This window comes from Xenorhabdus sp. PB62.4, assembly GCF_014467285.1.
In the GTDB taxonomy this organism is placed as follows: domain Bacteria; phylum Pseudomonadota; class Gammaproteobacteria; order Enterobacterales; family Enterobacteriaceae; genus Xenorhabdus.
In genome coordinates this window covers 17,877-34,253 of the sequence record NZ_NKHR01000008.1, presented here as the reverse complement: position 1 = coordinate 34,253, position 16,377 = coordinate 17,877, and the positions used below count along the sequence as shown (strand labels likewise).

At 42.6% G+C, this 16,377-nt stretch carries 16 protein-coding genes; 10 read left to right on the top strand and 6 right to left on the bottom strand.

What is annotated here, in order from left to right; genetic code table 11:
• Positions 1–183 precede the first annotated feature (183 nt).
• Both pyk and Xenpb_RS09135 read right to left on the bottom strand, forming a co-directional pair.
• Positions 184–1,626: a pyruvate kinase gene (gene pyk, locus Xenpb_RS09140; protein WP_187654030.1), complete on the bottom strand. Its 1,443-nt coding sequence runs from the start codon at positions 1,624–1,626 to the stop codon at positions 184–186.
• A gap of 174 nt (positions 1,627–1,800) precedes the next feature.
• Positions 1,801–2,649: a MurR/RpiR family transcriptional regulator gene (locus Xenpb_RS09135; protein ID WP_187654029.1), complete on the bottom strand. Its 849-nt coding sequence runs from the start codon at positions 2,647–2,649 to the stop codon at positions 1,801–1,803.
• A gap of 476 nt (positions 2,650–3,125) precedes the next feature.
• Here Xenpb_RS09135 and zwf point away from each other — a divergent pair, with 476 nt between their 5' ends.
• From zwf to mdtI, 3 genes are all read left to right on the top strand, one after another.
• On the top strand, positions 3,126–4,601 hold the full coding sequence (gene zwf / locus Xenpb_RS09130) for a glucose-6-phosphate dehydrogenase (RefSeq protein WP_187654028.1): 1,476 nt from the start codon (positions 3,126–3,128) through the stop codon (positions 4,599–4,601).
• 493 nt (positions 4,602–5,094) lie between these two features.
• Complete coding sequence (gene mdtJ / locus Xenpb_RS09125) at positions 5,095–5,481, top strand: multidrug/spermidine efflux SMR transporter subunit MdtJ (protein ID WP_187654027.1); 387 nt, start codon at positions 5,095–5,097, stop codon at positions 5,479–5,481.
• Between the two features lies 1 nt (position 5,482).
• On the top strand, positions 5,483–5,815 hold the full coding sequence (gene mdtI, locus Xenpb_RS09120) for a multidrug/spermidine efflux SMR transporter subunit MdtI (RefSeq protein WP_304952542.1): 333 nt from the start codon (positions 5,483–5,485) through the stop codon (positions 5,813–5,815).
• 71 nt (positions 5,816–5,886) lie between these two features.
• On the opposite strand, the gene Xenpb_RS09115 is transcribed toward mdtI, so the two are convergent.
• Positions 5,887–6,231 (bottom strand): RidA family protein, encoded by a 345-nt coding sequence (locus Xenpb_RS09115; protein ID WP_047964128.1) that lies wholly within the window; start codon positions 6,229–6,231, stop codon positions 5,887–5,889.
• 100 nt (positions 6,232–6,331) lie between these two features.
• Between Xenpb_RS09115 and Xenpb_RS09110 the strand changes: the two genes are divergently transcribed.
• The 6 genes from Xenpb_RS09110 (at position 6,332) to rnd (ending at position 13,584) form a co-directional block, all read left to right on the top strand.
• Entirely contained in the window at positions 6,332–8,248 is a 1,917-nt protein-coding gene (locus Xenpb_RS09110) for an ATP-dependent DNA helicase (protein ID WP_187654026.1), read from the top strand.
• A gap of 64 nt (positions 8,249–8,312) precedes the next feature.
• Complete coding sequence (tsaB, locus tag Xenpb_RS09105; RefSeq protein WP_187654025.1) at positions 8,313–9,008, top strand: tRNA (adenosine(37)-N6)-threonylcarbamoyltransferase complex dimerization subunit type 1 TsaB; 696 nt, start codon at positions 8,313–8,315, stop codon at positions 9,006–9,008.
• A gap of 65 nt (positions 9,009–9,073) precedes the next feature.
• A complete protein-coding gene (locus Xenpb_RS09100) occupies positions 9,074–9,670 on the top strand; it encodes a Slp family lipoprotein (protein ID WP_187654024.1) in 597 nt (198 codons plus the stop codon).
• A 436-nt stretch (positions 9,671–10,106) separates the two neighbouring features.
• A complete protein-coding gene (gene fadD / locus Xenpb_RS09095) occupies positions 10,107–11,798 on the top strand; it encodes a long-chain-fatty-acid--CoA ligase FadD (RefSeq protein WP_187654023.1) in 1,692 nt (563 codons plus the stop codon).
• 112 nt (positions 11,799–11,910) lie between these two features.
• Positions 11,911–12,123 carry a hypothetical protein gene (locus Xenpb_RS09090; protein ID WP_187654022.1) on the top strand — a complete coding sequence of 71 codons (213 nt, stop codon included), beginning with the start codon at positions 11,911–11,913 and terminating at the stop codon, positions 12,121–12,123.
• 303 nt (positions 12,124–12,426) lie between these two features.
• Complete coding sequence (rnd, locus tag Xenpb_RS09085; protein WP_187654021.1) at positions 12,427–13,584, top strand: ribonuclease D; 1,158 nt, start codon at positions 12,427–12,429, stop codon at positions 13,582–13,584.
• A 529-nt stretch (positions 13,585–14,113) separates the two neighbouring features.
• Here the strand turns inward: rnd and minE are convergent.
• From minE to minC, 3 genes are read right to left on the bottom strand one after another with little or no spacing between them, the layout of a single operon-like run.
• The gene (minE, locus tag Xenpb_RS09080) at positions 14,114–14,383 is read right to left on the bottom strand and encodes a cell division topological specificity factor MinE (protein WP_045970705.1); all 270 of its coding nucleotides are present in this window, start codon (positions 14,381–14,383) and stop codon (positions 14,114–14,116) included.
• Positions 14,384–14,386: 3 nt separating this feature from the next.
• Positions 14,387–15,199, bottom strand: coding sequence for a septum site-determining protein MinD (gene minD / locus Xenpb_RS09075; protein WP_099113671.1), 813 nt, complete (start codon positions 15,197–15,199; stop codon positions 14,387–14,389).
• Between the two features lie 23 nt (positions 15,200–15,222).
• Positions 15,223–15,906: a septum site-determining protein MinC gene (gene minC, locus Xenpb_RS09070; protein ID WP_187654020.1), complete on the bottom strand. Its 684-nt coding sequence runs from the start codon at positions 15,904–15,906 to the stop codon at positions 15,223–15,225.
• A 160-nt stretch (positions 15,907–16,066) separates the two neighbouring features.
• On the opposite strand from minC, the gene Xenpb_RS09065 reads away from it, so the two are divergent.
• On the top strand, positions 16,067–16,348 hold the full coding sequence (locus Xenpb_RS09065) for a YcgL domain-containing protein (RefSeq protein WP_187654130.1): 282 nt from the start codon (positions 16,067–16,069) through the stop codon (positions 16,346–16,348).
• Positions 16,349–16,377: the final 29 nt, after the last annotated feature.

The window sequence follows — 16,377 nt, the reverse complement described above, 5'->3', positions numbered from 1 at the left end:
TTACGCATAACCCAGATAGCGTTGATATAACTATCTCTTACATCAATGGAAACCGCCGCAACAATGTGAATAGCCGCTATGTCGTGAATTTCGCAAAATGGAAAAGTTGTGAGGGCATTAAGAGATAGTCAAAATTATAATAAGGGGCATTACACTGCCCCTTATTATTTGATTAATAATCTACTACTCTACTTCAAGTATACGGCAGGTATTGGTGCTGCCAATGGTTCTCATCTGATCGCCCTGAGTCACCAGCACTAAGTCTCCGGAGGAGAGATAGTTTTTATCACGCAGGCGGGCAATCGCTTCGCTTACCGCAGCGATCCCATCAGTGTGCGAACTGCAATAAACGGGAGTTACACCACGATAAAGGGCAGTGCGGTTTAAGGTCGATTCATGGCGTGACATGGAGAAAATAGGTAAGCCAGAGCTAATGCGAGACATCATGCGAGCTGTGCGCCCTGATTCCGTCATGGCAATGATTGCTTTGACACCTTTAAGATGGTTGGCGGCATACATTGTAGACATTGAAATAGCTTCTTCAATGCTGTCGAATGTAATATCTAAGCGATGTTTGGAAACGTTGATGCTTGGCATCTTTTCAGCGCCCAAACAGACTTGCGCCATCGCTGCAACGGTTTCCGCCGGATATTGACCTGCTGCCGTTTCAGCAGAGAGCATAACCGCATCGGTGCCATCCAATACCGCATTGGCAACATCCATGACCTCAGCACGAGTCGGCATTGGGTTGGTGATCATGGATTCCATCATTTGCGTTGCAGTAATTACAACACGATTCAGTTGACGAGCACGGCGAATCAGCTTCTTCTGCACACCGACCAGCTCAGGATCTCCGATTTCAACACCGAGATCACCGCGGGCAACCATGACAACATCAGCCGCCAGAATGATTTCATCAATAATTTCATCACTGCTGACCGCTTCCGCACGCTCAACTTTAGCGACGATTTGGGTATCACAACCCGCATCACGTGCAAGGCGGCGGGCATAATTCAGATCTTCACCTGAGCGAGGGAAAGAAACAGCAAGGTAATCAACACCAATTTTGGCGGCAGTAATGATATCTTCTTTATCTTTTGCTGTCAGTGCTTCGGCTGATAAGCCCCCGCCCAATTTATTGATGCCTTTATTGTTGGAAAGCGGGCCTCCTACTGTCACTTCTGTGAATACTTTCATGCCCTCAACATTCAGGACTCTCAATTGAACCCGCCCATCATCCAATAGCAGGATATCACCGGCCAGGACATCAGACGGTAGACCTTTATAATCTATACCGACTTTTTCTTTATTTCCTTCTCCCTTACCCAGATTGGCATCCAGCAGGAATTTATCTCCAATATTGAGGAAGATTTTCCCTTCTTTAAAAGTGGATACGCGAATTTTGGGCCCTTGAAGATCACCGAGAATGGCGACATGACAGCCCAAACGGGCAGCAATTTCGCGCACTTTATTAGCACGTTGGATGTGATCTTCCGCAGTGCCATGAGAAAAATTAAGGCGGACGACATTGGCTCCCGCGTTGATAACTTTTTCTAGATTGTTGTCACGATCTGTAGCCGGGCCAAGTGTAGTGACGATCTTTGTTCTTCTGAGCCGTCTGGACATGTATTACTCCGTTGACCTGTGAAGTATGAATTTTCGGTTACTAAGTAGAATAACCATTTTTATTTACTGACGATTACCCTCGTACTGCGAATATGCAGACGAGGAAAAGTCTACATATGCTATCAGTCTGGGGAGTTGATAAATAGTGAACAAAAACACAGTCTATTTTCTGGTTTATTCATGCTTATCAAACCGCGAATTACGCAATGCTTCCTTGACCCTCTTCAAATTATCCCTGAATTTTGAGCCCCGGCGCAGTGTAAAACCGGTTGCCAGCACATCAATGATGGTAAGTTGAGCAATTCTTGAGACCATTGGCATATAAATATCCGTATCTTCGGGAACATCCAACAGAATGGAGAGTGTTGCTTCATGTGCTAAGGGAGAACCTGTCGAGGTAATGGCGATGACCGTTGCATCATTTTCACGAGCCAGTTTGGCAATTTCGACGAGGCTTTTTGTTCGTCCTGTATGGGAAATCAGGACGACAACGTCTCCTTCGGTACTGTTAATGCAACTCATTCTTTGCATCACAATATCGTCAAAATAGGTAACCGGGATATTGAAGCGAAAAAATTTATTCATGGCATCATGGGCTACCGCGGCTGATGCCCCTAAACCAAAAAAAGAGAGTTTTCTGGCCTGTGTCAGTAGATCAACCGCACGGTTAATGGCCGCAATATCCAGATTATTTTTGACTGTTTCCAGATTTGCCATCACCGATTCAAAAATTTTATTGGTATAAGAGGTGACGCTGTCACTTTCTTCTACATTGCGATTCACATAAGGCGTACCATTAGCGAGGCTTTGTGCCAGATGCAATTTAAAATCGGGGAAACCTTTGGTATCCATGCGACGACAGAAACGATTAACCGTAGGTTCACTCACATTCGCCATTTTAGCCAGAGTGGCGATACTTGAATGGATGGCAGTCTGTGGTGAAGCAAGGATGACCTGCGCAACCTTTTTCTCTGACTTACTCAAAACATCAAGACTATTTTGGAGCCGTTCCAGTGTGTTCATAAAACGCGGTTCAACCTCGGTTTTAACGATTTCATTAACAGGAGAAATCTATGTCATTTTTATGAAAATATACTACTTGTTATTGAAAGCTGGCAGTGGCAACAACCGGATAACTTGAGATTTTTCATGAAAATATGACAAGTGTCTAACTTTCAACTTGGTAAGATTACTTCTTAAACGTTGTAAATTTTCAGTTGCTTGTCGCTATTCTGTTACTATCAGGTATAAACGCTGATCCATTTTCAATATCAATATAAAACCAGCATGGATGTAAAAACAGTATACAGAAAACGGGGTGTGAAGGTTATTTGAGCAGTTTTTTTCCAACAAATTCTATATTGCATCCAACTAAGCAGCAACCTGAAAGTGGGAGAGCATACATGAATAATCGGTGTTTACTGCTTATAACCAAAAGAGTACATTACCCGCAGGTTATGTAAAAAAATTACAATATCCCGTAATTGAGGAGATGCAACATGGCGGTGACGTCTACAGCTCAGGCTTGTGATTTGGTAATTTTTGGGGCGAAAGGAGACTTAGCACGCCGGAAATTAATGCCTTCCCTTTATCAGTTAGAAAAGGCGGGTTATATCCATCCAGATACCCGAATTATCGGTGTTGGTCGTGCTGATTGGGATAAAAAAGCCTATACCAAAGTCGTTGAAGAAGCGTTGACTACATTTATGTCCGAGAAATTGGAGCCTGAATTGTGGAAGAAGCTGAGTTCACGTCTGGAATTCTGTAATTTGGACGTTAATGAAACGAAACATTTCACCGAATTGGCAAAAATACTTAGTAAGAATAACTTACCGGCTATTCACTATTTTGCCATGCCGCCAAGTACGTTTGGCTCAGTGTGTCATGGATTAGGGGCTGCGGGATTGAATAAAGAACCCAATCGCGTTGTGATGGAAAAGCCGTTGGGAACGGATCTTGCTTCTTCCAGAGCCATCAATGATGAAGTTGCAAAATACTTCAATGAAAGTCAAATCTACCGCATTGACCACTATTTGGGTAAAGAAACCGTATTGAACCTGCTGGCGTTGCGTTTTGCCAACTCACTCTTTGTCAATAACTGGGATCACCGCACGATTGATCATGTGCAAATCACCGTTGCGGAAGAAGTCGGAATCGAAGGGCGTTGGGGGTATTTTGATCAGGCCGGACAGATGCGTGACATGATCCAGAATCATCTCCTGCAAATTCTGACGATGATTGCCATGTCTCCGCCAGCAGACCTGTCAGCCGATCGCATTCGTGATGAGAAAGTGAAAGTTTTGCGTTCATTGCGTCGGATCGACCAAACCAACGTACGAGAAAAAACGGTTCGCGGGCAATATACCGCAGGTTTTGTGCATGGTAAAAAAGTGCCCGGTTACCTGGAAGAAGAGAGTGCAAATAAAGCCAGTAAAACGGAAACTTTTGTATCAGTTCGTGTTGATATCGATGATTGGCGTTGGTCTGGAGTGCCTTTTTACCTGAGAACGGGGAAGCGTTTGCCAGCTAAATGCTCAGAAGTTGTTGTCTATTTCAAAGAACCTTCTCTTAATCTGTTTGCTGAATCCTACCAGCAATTGCCGCAGAATAAATTGACTATTCGCTTGCAGCCAGATGAAGGTATTGATATCGAAGTGCTGAATAAAGCACCGGGTTTAGAACATAAGCATCGTTTACAAACGACCAAACTGGATTTGAGTTTCTCTGAAACATTCAATCAGACACACCTTGCCGATGCTTATGAAAGATTACTGTTGGAAGCTATGCGCGGTATTCAGGCATTGTTTGTCCGTCGTGATGAAGTAGAAGAAGCATGGAAATGGGTAGATTCCATTATGGAAGCATGGGCGGCAGACAATGAGCCACCGAAGCCTTATCAGGCAGGTACTTGGGGGCCTGTAGCCTCTATCGCCATGATTACCCGCGATGGGCGTTCATGGAACGAGTTTGAATAACGAGTTCTCTATTATTATCTGGCCGTGTTCTGCGGCCAGATCGCTTTCGCTTGTAAAGTTAATTGAGTCACTTAAAAATGGGCTTGTCAGTTGTGTTTATTGTTTGAATATGCTAAAAATAGAGACTAATCAATTATATCACTAATATGAGGGTTCGTAGTATATCACACAGTGAACATCGTGTGATGAAAGAATAAAATATCATGAATAGCGCCAAAAGCGTCAACATTCAACACAGTAACAAAATTCAACGTTGTACCCACGTTTTTTTCCTCTCAGCTATCTTATCCAGTGAGCACTACTGGTGCGGCGCTCTTTAGGGCCTTTCTCCTGTTAACCGGTTTTTCACCGGCAATTCTTATTTGCCAAAATATTTGGCTAAAACGTCAGTTTGATTTTTGATATCGCGTAATTGCATTCGCGGCTGCTCTTGTTGGCATTTATAGCTTAAATATCTTGGCATGCTTTTATCAGTATGTTCAGGAGAAGAATAATGATTTATTGGATGTTTCTTGTACTGGCGATTGTGGCAGAAGTAATTGGGACTCTGTCAATGAAACAAGCCAGCGTTTCGGGTGATTTTACAGGCATGATCGTGATGTACACCATGATCACAACTTCCTACATTTTGTTGGCCATTGCCGTGAAAAAAGTAGCATTAGGCGTGGCTTATGCCTTATGGGAAGGTATTGGTATCCTGTTTATTACTACTTTTAGTGTACTGTGGTTCAATGAATCTTTGTCATTGATGAAGATTGGGGGATTGGCATTGCTGATGGCCGGAATTGCCTTGATCAAAATGGGATCAAAAAAAGGCCCTGGTAATTCGTCAAATGGTTCCTTAAACAATACTTCAAGCAAGCAGATGAAGGAGGCATAACATGTTGACCCAATTTGAATGGTGGCATGCTGCGTTCCTGGTCTTGGCTGTTTTTTTGGAAATCATCGCGAATATTTTGCTGAAATTATCTAACGGTTTTCAACGCTTTTGGATAGGTATTTTATCTTTAGTTGCGGTTTTGGGGGCTTTTAGTTCATTGGCTCAGGCAGTTAAAGGCATTGAACTTTCTATCGCTTATGCTTTATGGGGAGCATTCGGTATTATCGCGACAGTGGCAGCGGGTTGGATTATGTTCAATCAGCGGCTGAATTTTAAGGGATGGGGTGGCATTGTGCTGCTGCTAGCCGGCATGATTATGATCAAAATGGCTTAAGCCTCATCGACAAAATGGCATTGAGTGACTGGCATGGCTCTCAATGCCATATGAGTTTTGATGGGTTCTGGTTATAAAGCAGCGATAATTTTGATTTCTACTTTATATTTTGGATTCATCAACTCAGCCTGAACGGTACAACGGACAGGTGCACTTCCGGCAACGACCCACGCATCCCAAGCCGCATTCATACCCGCAAAATCAGCTTTGTCCGCCAGAAAAATTGTCGCATCCAAAATCTTACTCTTATCTGATCCAAGGCGATGTAACAGGGTATCAATGGCTGCCAATGTATCGGCGGTTTGTTCTGTAATATCGCCATCCAGCTTTTCTGGTACGCTGGTATAATAGATAGTGTCATTATGAACGACCGCTTCTGACCAACGAGTATCTGGATCAATGCGTTTAATAGTCATTAAATCTCCTGTTAATTTATACAGTTTTTTGCCGAATTGGGTGGTTATTGCAACTCAGTATTGGCATAATTCTGCCACATTTTATTGAAAGAGACAGTTTGTGTCAGACGATTTTGCGAAAAATGGCATGCTTGCCAAAGCTATTCCGGGTTTTAAACCGCGTGATGCCCAGCGAGAAATGTCTTCGGCTATTGCGATTGCGATCGAAAAGCAACAACAATTGGTCGTGGAAGCAGGGACGGGAACCGGTAAAACATTTGCTTATTTGGTACCTGCTTTGCGTTCCGGTAAAAAAGTGATTATTTCCACAGGATCTAAAGCGTTGCAGGATCAGCTCTACAATCGGGATCTTCCTACCATTGTCAATGCGTTGGGTTTTACGGGTAATTTGGCGTTATTAAAAGGGCGCTCGAATTACTTATGCCTTGAACGCCTCGGTCAACAATCAATCGGCAATTCGCAGTCGGAAGCTGAAATATTGGCGGAAGTGATCAAACTGAGACATTGGTCAAGTCATACGGATAATGGTGATATCAGCACTTGCCATCAAGTGGCGGAAGATAGCACTGTCTGGCCGTTGGTTACAAGTACGAATGATAACTGTCTTGGCAGCGATTGCCCAAGCTATCAGGAATGTTTCGTCCTTAAAGCCCGTCGTAAAGCAATGGAAGCCGATGTGGTGATTGTTAATCATCATCTGTTTATGGCGGATATGGTGGTTAAGGATACCGGATTTGGTGAATTAATTCCGCAGGCTGATGTGGTGATCTTTGATGAGGCACATCAACTTCCTGATATCGCGAGTCAATATTTTGGTCAGCAGCTAAGTAGCCGTCAATTGATGGATCTGGCGAGAGATATCATCATGGCTTACCGCACTGAAGTGCGGGATCAGGCTCAGTTGCAAAAAAGTGCAGATCGCCTCAGTCAAAGTGCGCAAGATTTTCGCCTGTCATTGGGAGAAAACAGCTATCGGGGCAATCTTCGTGAAGTTTTACAACAGCAACATGTTCAGCGGGCACTTGTGCGATTGGATGATGCGCTGGAGCTTTGTTATGACGTAATGAAACTCTCTTTGGGGCGTTCAACGATGCTGGATGCAGCTTTTGAACGGGCAACAATTTATCGCAATCGTCTGAAACGCCTTATTGATGTCAGCATTCCCAATTACAGCTATTGGTTCGAAAGTTATGGGCGGCATTTTTTACTGGCATTGACGCCATTATCTGTCTCAGACAAATTCAGTGAAATGCTTCGTGAACAATCAGGTTGTTGGATTTTTACGTCGGCGACTCTGTCGGTCAATGAACAGCTTGAGCATTTCACCGAGCGTTTGGGCTTGAAATCCGCTCAGACACTACTTCTCCCCAGTCCGTTTGATTATCAGCGTCAGATGCTGTTGTGTGTTCCGCGTCATTTACCTTCGCCTAATCAGAATGGAGGGGCAAAGTGGTTGGCACGTATGTTGAAACCACTTATTGAAAGCAACAAAGGTCGCTGCTTTTTCCTCTGTACTTCTCATCAAATGATGCGCAGTTTGGCGGAAGAGTTTCGTTCCAGTATGACATTACCCGTATTGGTGCAGGGAGAAACAAGCAAGGGGCAATTATTGTCCCAATTTATCTCAGCAGGTAATGCGTTGCTGGTAGCAACCGGCAGTTTTTGGGAAGGGGTAGATGTGCGTGGAGATGCGTTGTCCTGTGTCATTATTGATAAATTACCATTTACAGCACCTGATGATCCGTTACTTAAGGCTCGTATTGAAGATTGTCAGCTTAAGGGCGGGGATGCCTTTAACGAAGTACAGCTTCCCGATGCAGTCATTAGCCTGAAACAAGGTGTCGGGCGTTTGATTCGTGATATTGATGATTATGGCGTTGTCGTCATTTGTGATAATCGGCTGGTTATGCGCCCATATGGAGAGGTGTTTCTGAACAGTTTACCACCTGCACCTCGTACCCGTGATTTATCAAAAGCAGTAGAGTTTCTGAAATTACGCCCATCACAGCCAGAGTAAAATTGTCGGGGCTATGGTAGGATAGCCCTCTTTTTTTGAATTCTATTCTTGCCGGAGTTAAGGCATGTCCACGCGGATTTTAGCTATTGATACTGCAACTGAAGCCTGTTCTGTTGCACTTTGGAATGAAGGTGTCGTCGAGGCACAATTTGAGATTTCCCCACGAGAGCATACTCAACGTATTTTACCGATGGTTCGAGACGTATTATCAAAGGGCAACTTGAGTCTGCAACAATTGAATGCACTGGCATTTGGCCGTGGGCCGGGCAGTTTTACCGGTGTGCGGATTGGGGTTGGTATTGCTCAAGGTCTGGCATTGGGCGCTGAATTGCCGATGCTGGGTGTTTCTTCTCTGAAAACGATGGCACAAGGTGCGTTTCGCCTCAAAGGGGTAACTAACGTTTTGGTTGCCATTGATGCACGTATGGGGGAAATTTATTGGGGGCAATACAGCCGCAATTCACAAGGTGAATGGCAAGGCAATGAAACAGAAGCGGTTTTAAAACCTGAACAAGCGCAAACGATCATGAGTTCCTTGTCCGGTGAATGGGCCATTGCGGGAACGGGATGGGAAGCTTATCCTCAATTATTAGACAGCCACTTAACACTGGTAGCCAGTGAAATTACTTTGCCTCATGCGGAAGATATGTTGCCATTGGCAATTCAAATGTGGGAAGCGGGAGAAGCGACATCAGTTGAACATGCTGAGCCTGTTTACTTGCGTAATGAAGTAACATGGAAGAAATTACCGGGTCGTTAAGGTCTTATTGATGACTATCTAAGTTATAGTCAGTTTGCTCAAGCTTTATAGGGTCGGAGGAGTTTATGCTCAATGGCACACGTTGTCGAAGCATCCTGCAAGCAATATTGTTCCTGGGAATGGTACTGGGAATGGCGATGCTTGCGGGTTGTGTATCAGTTCCTGATGCTATCAAGGGAATGACTAAAACGCCGGTAGAAAATTTACTTTCCGTTAAAAATGCCCCTGAATTATATATTGGGCATGAAGGGCGTTTTGGTGGAAAAGTTCTCAGTGTCTTGAATGAAAAAGATCAAACTCGGTTGGAAATTTCTGCTATGCCATTAGCAGATAATGCAGCTCCACGTTTGGCGGAAGCTTCTCTGGGACGGGTTTATGCTTACGTGAACGCTTTTTTAGAACCGAGTGATTTCAAAGACCGTTATGTAACTGTAGTGGGTTTGATTACGGGTCTGGAGAAAGGAAAAGTCGGTAATAGCCCGTATAATTATCTTGTGATGAATGTCACGGGAATGAAACGCTGGCATGAATCTCAGAGAATGATTTTCCCTTCTTCGGTTATCGCTGATCCGTGGGGCTACTACGGTAGCCCTTTTGGCCCGGCTTGGGGAGTGTATTCACCATCCCAACCTGTATCTGTTGAAAAGATCCTAACCGAGTAAATTTGTTCACCAATCGAGTAGAGCACGATAACATAAATAGCCTCGCATTTTGTGAGGTTATTTTATATGCTGGATCCTATATTAAATTCTATTCTTAATAATTATCTTTTATTGGGTTATCCTGATTATAACCATTTGGAATAATACTGTGGCTTTAAGTCAAAAACCAGTGAGTCAGTGTATAATCAATGGATTATAAACCCAAGTGTTAGTTTTTTAGTTAACTAATTGATAAATAAATAAAAATGATGCAGGCGGCAATAGCCGCTTTATTTTTTGCCGTAATTAATTGTAATAAATTAGTGATGTGTATCGCCAACCTGAACAATGTTTCTTTTCAAACTGGTACGCTGAGTTAATAATTTGTTAAATATACAGGTCTGGTTTGTTTTATGGTCAGTGGTTACACCGCAATTAGATTTCAGGAGTATTCAACTTGGAAAAAGTCTGGCTAAAACATTATCCGGCAAATGTTCCGGCAGAGATCGATCCCGACCGTTATTCGTCGTTGATTGAAATGTTTGAAAATGCTGTGGCACGTTATGCCGATCAAGTCGCATTTATCAATATGGGCGAAGTAATGACTTTCCGTAAATTGGAAGAGCGTAGCCGCGCTTTTGCTGCCTATTTACAGAATGGACTGGGGTTGAAAAAAGGGGATCGCGTGGCATTGATGATGCCGAATTTACTGCAATATCCCGTAGCACTGTTCGGCATTCTGCGTGCAGGGATGATAGTTGTAAATGTTAACCCGCTTTATACCCCGCGTGAATTGGAACACCAGCTTAATGACAGTGGAACATCTGCTATTGTTATCGTTTCTAACTTTGCTCATACCTTAGAAAAGATTGTCTTCAACACTAAAGTCAAACACGTTATTTTGACTCGCATGGGAGATCAACTCTCCCGGCCGAAAGGAACTCTTGTCGATTTTGTCGTTAAGTACGTTAAGCGTCTCGTGCCAAAATATCATTTACCGGATGCTATTTCATTCCGTAGTGCTATGCACAAAGGCTATCGTATGCAATATGTCAAACCGGATGTGAAAGGTGAGGATTTGGCATTTCTGCAATATACAGGCGGAACTACCGGAGTGGCAAAAGGTGCCATGCTGACTCATCGTAATATGTTAGCAAATCTGGAACAAGCCAAAGCATGTTATTCTCCATTATTGAAAATCGGGCAAGAGTTAGTAGTCACTGCATTGCCTCTGTACCATATCTTTGCTTTGACGATAAACTGCTTGTTTTTTATTGAACTCGGCGGGCAGAACCTGTTGATTACTAACCCTCGTGATGTTAATGGAACGGTCAAGGAGTTATCTCGTTATCGTTTCACAGCACTATCGGGTGTTAACACGCTATTCAATGCTTGGTTGAATAACTCTGAATTCCAGAAGATAAATTTTTCTTCATTACGCTTATCTGTTGGTGGTGGTATGGCGGTACAGAAAGTGGTTGCCGACAAGTGGGAAAATCTGACCGGTTGTCACCTGCTGGAAGGTTATGGATTAACAGAGTGTGCTCCTCTGGTTTCAGCCAATCCGCATGATTTGGCTCATTACAGTGGCAGTATTGGCTATCCCGTTGCTTCGACAGAAATCAAGCTGGTAGGGAGTGATGGTAATGAAGTTTCTCCGGGAGAAGCCGGCGAAATGTGGGTACGCGGGCCACAAGTCATGAAGGGTTACTGGGAACGCCCTGATGCCACGGATGAAGTGTTGAAAGATGGCTGGCTGGCAACAGGCGATATTGCCAACATAGATGAAAAAGGCTTTTTCCACATTGTTGATCGTAAAAAAGACATGATTCTGGTTTCCGGTTTTAATGTCTATCCAAACGAAGTAGAAGAAGTTGTTTCTTCCCATCCTAAAGTATTAGAGTCGGCAGCAGTGGGCGTTCCGAGCAAAAACTCAGGAGAAGCAGTCAAAGTCTTTGTTGTTCGTAAAGATCCCGGTTTAACTGAGGATGAATTGAAGACACACTGCCGTCGTTACCTGACGGGATATAAGGTACCGAAATTCGTTGAATTCCGCGATGAGTTGCCGAAATCCAACGTAGGTAAAATCCTTCGTAAAGAATTGCGTAATGAAGAATTAGCACAAGCGGATGATTCTGCGATAAATTGACATCGGAAAACAAACCTTATAACGGATTGTTAATTAATCAAATGGCAAAAAGAAAATACTCAAGGTAGTTTGTACAGGACCTCATAGATCTCATAGATAAAGGAGAAATGTTATGGGTATGTACATTGTTAGTTATGATGGTGTTGATGAGAATAATTTAGTTTTAGTTAGTACACAGATTTCACTGGATATCGATGTAAGTACACTAGCTTCGGCGAGTGATTTCTTAACTGTACTGGAGAATAACGCCTTAAATCATGCTGAAGGGTTATATGACGGTGGCGGTGTAGCAAGAATTGCTAACGTCAGAATACATCAGTTGTAATATACAACATATTAAATAACCCGCTTTTTGAAATGAACCCCGAAAGTTGGACATCCAACAATTCGGGGTTTTTTTACTTTTAACGCCGTTTAACTGCGGTTAGGTACTCCTTCGCCTCACATATCTCACCTTAATGTTTACTTGATATCATGTGATGTGAATTTCTCAAAATTGTGGCAAGTGGAAAGCATGTCTAATACTATAGAAACAGCTATCCGAATAAAGGATGTTTGAGATTTTTATTGTGTGTACATAACTGTGTACATTGTTATATTTTTTTAGTATTTATGGTTGTGTAACATAATGTATTTAAAGGATATTTTATTGTTTAATTGTAATTATCAGTTGATTACCACTGATGCTCAATTGCAGTCAATCTGTGAACGGGCAAAAAAACACGCAAGAATTGCATTAGATACTGAATTTATACGTACACGGACGTATTATCCCCAATTAGGTTTGATACAATTGTTTGATGGTGAACAGCTTTCTCTGATTGATCCCCTGGAAATTTCGCAATGGCAACCCTTCAGGGAATTATTGACTGATCCAGACGTTCTAAAATTTATCCATGCCGGTAGTGAAGATTTAGAAGTTTTCGGCAATAGTTTCCAATGCTTACCAGAGCCTATGATTGATACGCAGGTACTGGCTGCATTTATTGGTCATCCGATATCATGCGGTTTTGCAACGTTGGTTGCTGAATATCTGAATGTGGAATTGGATAAGAGTGAATCTCGTACTGATTGGCTGGCTCGTCCGTTAAGTGGCAAGCAATGTGAGTATGCCGCAGCAGATGTGTACTATTTATTGCCTCTGGCCGATATCTTGATGGCGAAAACAGAGCTGGTGGGATATTTAGATGCAGCAAAAAATGAAAGTGCTTTGATTGCCCAACGTCGTAAAGAAGTATTAATGCCGGAATGTGCTTATAAGGACATTGGCAATGCCTGGCAATTGCGCCCAAGACAATTAGCCTGTTTGAAAAAACTGGCGGCTTGGCGGTTAAATCAGGCTCGAGAACGTGATTTAGCGGTTAACTTTGTGATCCGTGAAGAAAATTTATGGCAAGTCGCCCGTTATATGCCGACTTCTTTGGGGGAATTGGATGCCTTGGGATTGAGCGGGCAGGAAATCCGTTGTCATGGCCGTCGGTTACTGGCTATGGTTGCAGAATGCAAAGATATTCCAGCAGAAGAATGTCCGGCTCAAATTATCAATTTAATTGACTATCCGGGTTATCGTAAGGCTTTTAAGGAAATTAAGTCATTGATTACTCAGGTGAGCGAATCTCATGCTTTTAGTGCGGAATTATTGGCTTCCCGTCGGCAAATTAATCAACTGCTTTGTTGGCATTGGAAATTGAAATCACCAGAGTATCAACCTGAATTACTTAAGGGTTGGCGTGGGAAATGGTTGGCTGAGTCCATCGTCGAAATATTGGAAAATTATTCAGTATGATAAAAACCAGCGTGATAGAGACTACAGTTCCATTTAAGGCATACCGTTTTTAAAAACACCGTTTTAATTCCCTGCCTGTTTATCAGGCAGGAAAGATAGGGGAGTGAACTTACTGTTGTGTTCGCTGTTCAAGAGCAACCAAATGATATCAATTGAGTGATTGGTGACTTAGTCGCAATACAGATTGCTGATCATCATAACTGTCTTTTGGCAAATGGTCTGGCAGTGTATTTGGGTATTCGTTTAATGTTATTAATAATGATTTAGATATCCGTATAATATAGTTATTTTATGGATAAAAAACTATAACAAAAATTTATTGCGCTATGTGATTTTTATATTAATTTTATTATATAAGCCAATTTAAGATGCAGCGCAGCTAATAGAGCGGAAACTTGAAAGACGACGTTCGGGTTCAGTTGTCCAATGGATATGTCAGCGCGTAATTCACAAATCATAACCACCCGCATAGCGGGTGGTTATGATTGAGAAATCACAGCCTTAAATTAAATAGCATCATTTGGTGCGGTTATTTTGGCGATTCCTCAACCTCAGGTAATGTTACATTAAGTTCCAGTACGGAAATATCATCATTCTTTTGCTCAAACTGTACAGAAAGCATGTCTGGATCAATTTGTACATATTTACAAATCACAGCCAGAATATCCCGTTTCATTTCAGGCAAATAGGCAGGCTCAGAGTCACCACGGCGCCGCTCTGCCACGATGATTTGTAGCCGCTCCTTGGCAATATTGGCTGTCGGTTTTTTTCTCGACAGGAAGAAATCTAACAAAGCCATGCGTTACCCCCCAAACAGGCGTTTTAAAAAGCCCTTTTTCTCTTCTTCGATGAAACGGAAAGGCCGTTCTTCACCAAGTAAACGTAAAACAGTATCTTCGTATGCCTTACCCGCATCAGATTCTTTATCCAGAATAACGGGTTCTCCCTGGTTAGACGAACGGAGAACAGATTGATCTTCCGGGATCACACCAAGTAAAGGAATACACAGAATTTCCAACACATCTTCCATGCTAAGCATATCACCGCGGTTCACTCGCCCAGGGTTATAACGTGTCAGCAGAAGATGTTCCTTGATAGGCTCATCCCCTTGTTCTGCACGGCGTGATTTAGATGCCAGGATACCTAAAATACGATCGGAATCACGAACAGATGAAACTTCCGGGTTTGTTGTAATAATGGCTTCATCGGCAAAGTAGAGTGCCATTAATGCACCGCTTTCAATACCTGCTGGTGAATCACAGATAATGAACTCAAACCCTTGTTGATCCAATTCGTTCAGAATTTTCTCGACGCCATCACGGGTGAGGGCTTCTTTATCGCGGGTTTGAGAGGCGGGCAAAATATAGAGATTCTCTGTACGCTTATCTTTAATAAGCGCTTGGTTTAAGCTGGCATCACCTTGAATGACGTTCACGAAGTCAAAAACCACTCGGCGTTCACAGCCCATAATCAAATCGAGGTTTCGTAGACCGATGTCAAAATCGACAACGGCAGTTTTTTTTCCTCTTTGGGCGAGACCGGTAGCAATGGCCGCGCTTGAAGTGGTTTTGCCAACGCCACCTTTACCAGATGTAACAACAATAATGCGTGCCATGAAGCGATTCCTTGTTATAAAGGCTAGACTAAGGTTTCAATAGTTAATTCATTGTTCACCAGACGTAATTTTGCCGCTTTACCAACAAAATTTTCTGGGATTTTTTCGCTGAGCCAATATTGACCGGCAATAGAGGTGAGTTCAGCGTTTAAATGGGTGCAGAAAATCTGGCTTTCTTGATCACCAGATGCGCCTGCCAATACGCGCCCACGCAGTACACCATATATATGAATATTTCCATCAGCGATTAATTCTGCGCCAGCGCTCACATTATTCGTTACGATGAGATCGCTATTCGGCGCATAAATTCTTTGTCCTGAACGAACAGGTGTATTAATTATACGAGTTTTTTTGAAAATAGGTTCAATCGGTTTATTTTCTTGAGTAAGAACTTTCTGACTTTTACCTTCTTTCAATAAAGGAAGTTCTGATTTCAGGACAATTTTCCGTTGTTCTTCATCTTGACAGCCGCTGATGCCAACAACACGCAACCCAACTGATTCTATGGCCCGGTGGAGTGCGAGGATATCTGCATCAACAGAGAGAGCAGATATATTGATAACAACGGGAGCATTTTTCAGGAATTCAGGCGCTTGATCCATTTTTTCCTGCATAGCTCTTTGGATGACTTCCGGCTGATCATCATACAAATGAACGACCGAAAGCGTAAAATTACTGCCTTTTAGCTCTATTGGCGATTGTGACATCGATATTTTGACTCAGCAAGGTTAGGTTTCCCAGGATAGTGTACTAAAAGTTTTTCCTAGTACGTCCTCTGAGAGACGTTATTCTGAAATATAATAAGCATGTTATAGTTAGTGAATTATTCAAGCAAGTCGCAGAGTTAATTTAAAAGAGTTTATGACAATGATTTGTGTAATCTACAGAAGCCCAAAACGTAACCAAACATATCTTTATATTGAAAGGAAAGGTGATTTTTCGCGCGTTCCTGAAGAGTTGTTAAAAACATTTGGTGAACCTCAATATTCAATGATGATTTCATTATCTGAAAGAAAAAAATTGGCCAATGCTGATATTGAAAAAGTAAAAACAGCGTTGAATGAGCAAGGGTTTTACTTGCAGGTACCACCGCCGGTAGAAAGCTTGATCAATGAACATCTGGCATCAAATAAAACAATAAAAAAATAGCCGGCAATTGCCTGATCCTGAACCGAGGA

What these genes read in the sequence shown, in the direction of transcription:
- Xenpb_RS09065 (WP_187654130.1), top strand. Translation starts at nt 16,067, where the DNA reads ATGATTTGTGTAATCTACAGAAGCCCAAAACGTAACCAAACATATCTT.
- minC (WP_187654020.1), bottom strand. Translation starts at nt 15,906, where the DNA reads ATGTCACAATCGCCAATAGAGCTAAAAGGCAGTAATTTTACGCTTTCG.
- Xenpb_RS09115 (WP_047964128.1), bottom strand. Translation starts at nt 6,231, where the DNA reads ATGACTATTAAACGCATTGATCCAGATACTCGTTGGTCAGAAGCGGTC.
- Xenpb_RS09135 (WP_187654029.1), bottom strand. Translation starts at nt 2,649, where the DNA reads ATGAACACACTGGAACGGCTCCAAAATAGTCTTGATGTTTTGAGTAAG.
- mdtJ (WP_187654027.1), top strand. Translation starts at nt 5,095, where the DNA reads ATGATTTATTGGATGTTTCTTGTACTGGCGATTGTGGCAGAAGTAATT.
- rnd (WP_187654021.1), top strand. Translation starts at nt 12,427, where the DNA reads ATGTATTTAAAGGATATTTTATTGTTTAATTGTAATTATCAGTTGATT.
- minD (WP_099113671.1), bottom strand. Translation starts at nt 15,199, where the DNA reads ATGGCACGCATTATTGTTGTTACATCTGGTAAAGGTGGCGTTGGCAAA.
- tsaB (WP_187654025.1), top strand. Translation starts at nt 8,313, where the DNA reads ATGTCCACGCGGATTTTAGCTATTGATACTGCAACTGAAGCCTGTTCT.
- zwf (WP_187654028.1), top strand. Translation starts at nt 3,126, where the DNA reads ATGGCGGTGACGTCTACAGCTCAGGCTTGTGATTTGGTAATTTTTGGG.
- pyk (WP_187654030.1), bottom strand. Translation starts at nt 1,626, where the DNA reads ATGTCCAGACGGCTCAGAAGAACAAAGATCGTCACTACACTTGGCCCG.
- Xenpb_RS09100 (WP_187654024.1), top strand. Translation starts at nt 9,074, where the DNA reads ATGCTCAATGGCACACGTTGTCGAAGCATCCTGCAAGCAATATTGTTC.
- Xenpb_RS09090 (WP_187654022.1), top strand. Translation starts at nt 11,911, where the DNA reads ATGGGTATGTACATTGTTAGTTATGATGGTGTTGATGAGAATAATTTA.
- mdtI (WP_304952542.1), top strand. Translation starts at nt 5,483, where the DNA reads ATGTTGACCCAATTTGAATGGTGGCATGCTGCGTTCCTGGTCTTGGCT.
- minE (WP_045970705.1), bottom strand. Translation starts at nt 14,383, where the DNA reads ATGGCTTTGTTAGATTTCTTCCTGTCGAGAAAAAAACCGACAGCCAAT.